The organism is Mycobacterium sp. (assembly GCF_039583785.1).
Lineage (GTDB): Bacteria > Actinomycetota > Actinomycetes > Mycobacteriales > Mycobacteriaceae > Mycobacterium.
The window spans coordinates 14984-17650 of record NZ_JAVKSG010000041.1; the positions used below are offsets into that span (position 1 = coordinate 14984).

General features: G+C 68.9%; 2 protein-coding genes. Both read left to right on the forward strand.

Going from position 1 to position 2667, the window contains the following annotated elements; all coding sequences use genetic code 11:
* Window positions 1–133: 133 nt before the first annotated feature.
* Entirely contained in the window at window positions 134–1006 is an 873-nt protein-coding gene (gene dapF / locus ABDV69_RS13440) for a diaminopimelate epimerase (protein WP_343575101.1), read from the forward strand.
* A 46-nt stretch (window positions 1007–1052) separates the two neighbouring features.
* Window positions 1053–2483, forward strand: coding sequence for a GTPase HflX (hflX, locus tag ABDV69_RS13445; RefSeq protein ID WP_343575103.1), 1431 nt, complete (start codon window positions 1053–1055; stop codon window positions 2481–2483).
* The last annotated feature ends 184 nt before the right edge of the window (window positions 2484–2667 follow it).

The window sequence follows — 2667 nt, forward strand, 5'->3', positions numbered from 1 at the left end:
TCATTGGCTCGACGCCAGCGCCGAAGGCAACGCCGAGGCGGCGGTGCGGGCGTGGCGCCACGTATCCTGAGCAGGTGATCGGCTTCGCCAACGACGATGCTGCCGGTGTAGCCGGCATCGAGGAGTGGCGCGCATGATTTTCGCCAAAGGTCATGGCACCCAGAACGACTTCGTCGTGCTGCATGATCTTGACGCCGCGCTGGCGCTGACCCCGGACGTGGTGTCGGCCCTGTGTGACCGGCGCCGCGGCTTGGGCGCCGACGGCGTGCTGCGTGTCACCACTGCGGGGGCGGCGCTGGCGGCGGGCGTCGTCGACCGGATTCCCGATGGCGTGAACGCGTGCGACTGGTACATGGACTACCGCAACGCCGACGGGTCGACCGCGCAGATGTGCGGCAACGGCGTGCGGGTCTTCGCGCACTACCTGCGGGCCAGCGGCCTGGAAACCCGCGACGAGTTCGTCGTCGGCTCACTGGCCGGCCCGCGGCCGGTCGTGATGCACCACGTCGACGCCACCAACGCCGACGTCCGGGTCGACATGGGCAAGGCCAACCGACTCGGGCCCGGGCAGGCCGTGGTCGGCGGCCGGACCTTCAACGGGCTGGCGGTCGATGTCGGCAACCCGCACCTGGCCTGCGTCGACTCCGCGCTGACGGCTCAGGCGCTGGCGGAGTTGGATGTCGCGGCGCCGGTGAGCTTCGATCACGAGCAGTTCCCCGACGGAGTCAACGTCGAGATTCTCACCGCCCCGGACGGCGGCGCGGTGAGCATGCGGGTGCACGAGCGAGGAGTGGGTGAAACTCGTTCGTGCGGAACAGGAACCGTGGCCGCAGCGGTTGCCGCGCTGTCACACGGCGGTGCCACCACCGGCACCCTGACGGTACGGGTGCCCGGCGGCGACGTCGTCGTCACCGTCACCGAAGCGACCAGCTACCTGCGCGGGCCGTCGGTGCTGGTGGCCCATGGCGAACTGAGCGAGGAATGGTGGCGGAGCGCGCTACGCTAAACCGGATGCGTGTCGCCCTTTCTGCGGGCACCATGTGAAATTGCCTATGACATATCCCGACTTTCCCGGCACCCCCAGCACCGGCGAACTCGCGCTCGACGACCGCGCAGCGCTACGCCGTGTCGCCGGGCTGTCCACCGAACTCACCGACGTCTCCGAGGTCGAATACCGCCAACTCCGTCTCGAGCGGGTGGTGCTGGTCGGCGTGTGGACCGCCGGCAGCGCCGCCGACGCCGACGCCAGCCTCGCCGAGTTGGCCGCGCTGGCCGAGACCGCCGGCTCGCAGGTGCTCGAGGGGATGGTCCAGCGCCGCTCCAAGCCGGACCCGTCGACCTACATCGGCTCGGGTAAGGCCGCCGAGTTGCGCAACGTGGTTTCGGCCACCGGCGCCGACACGGTCATCTGCGACGGCGAACTGTCGCCCGCACAGCTGACCGCGCTGGAGAAAGCCGTCAAGGTCAAGGTCATCGACCGCACCGCGTTGATCCTCGACATCTTCGCTCAGCACGCCACCAGCGCCGAAGGCAAGGCGCAGGTGTCGCTGGCGCAGATGGAGTACATGCTGCCGCGCCTACGTGGGTGGGGTGAGTCGATGTCGCGGCAGGCCGGTGGTCGAGCCGGCGGCAGCGGCGGCGGGGTGGGTCTGCGTGGCCCCGGTGAAACCAAGATCGAGACCGACCGGCGTCGCATCCGCGAGCGGATGTCCCGGCTGCGCCGCGACATCCGTGACATGAAGAAGGTCCGCGATACCCAGCGCAGCCGGCGGCGAAGCAGCGAGGCCCCGTCGATCGCGATCGTCGGATACACCAACGCGGGCAAATCCAGCCTGCTGAACGCGCTGACCGGCGCCGGGGTGCTGGTTCAGGACGCGCTGTTCGCGACCCTGGAACCCACCACCCGCCGGGGACAATTCGACGACGGACGCGCGTTCGTCATCAGCGACACCGTCGGTTTCGTGCGGCACTTGCCGACCCAGTTGGTCGAAGCGTTCCGCTCGACGCTGGAGGAAGTGGTCGACGCCGATCTGCTGGTGCACGTCGTCGACGGCTCCGATGTCAACCCGCTGGCCCAGATCAGCGCGGTGCGCCAGGTGGTCTCCGAGGTTTTTGGCGACCATCACAGTGGTCCGGCGCCGGAGCTGATCGTTGTCAACAAGACCGATGCCGCAACCGACTTAGGCCTGGCCAAGCTGCGCCGCGCGCTGCCCGGGGCGATGTTCGTCTCGGCCCGCACCGGCGATGGCGTCGAGGCTCTGCGCCACCGGATGGCCGAGCTCGCCGCGCCCACCGACACCGCCGTCGACGTGGTGATCCCTTACGACCGTGGCGATCTGGTGTCGCGCGTGCACGCCGACGGGCGGGTGCAGCGCACCGAGCACACCAGCGACGGCACTCGGATCCGCGCGCGGGTACCGGCGGCGTTGGCGGCCAGCTTGCGGCAGTTCTCGGCCGGTGGCGCGTACCCGGCGAGCTGGTAGGTGAATTGGCTAAATTAACCGCACAACGCTGTCAAACGACACCTCCACCGCGATCTTTTTTCCGGGGTCCGACGACACCGTAGTCATGTCGCATGGCAACACCATCAATCTTCCCTTCGGCGGGGACGGTGAAGACAAATCGGCGGTGGTGGCATTGGTGGAAACGCCGGTGCCGGGCTCGGCG

Bases quoted from the DNA above. Each gene is read 5' to 3' on its own strand.
- dapF (WP_343575101.1), top strand. From the start codon at position 134: ATGATTTTCGCCAAAGGTCATGGCACCCAGAACGACTTCGTCGTGCTG.
- hflX (WP_343575103.1), top strand. From the start codon at position 1,053: ATGACATATCCCGACTTTCCCGGCACCCCCAGCACCGGCGAACTCGCG.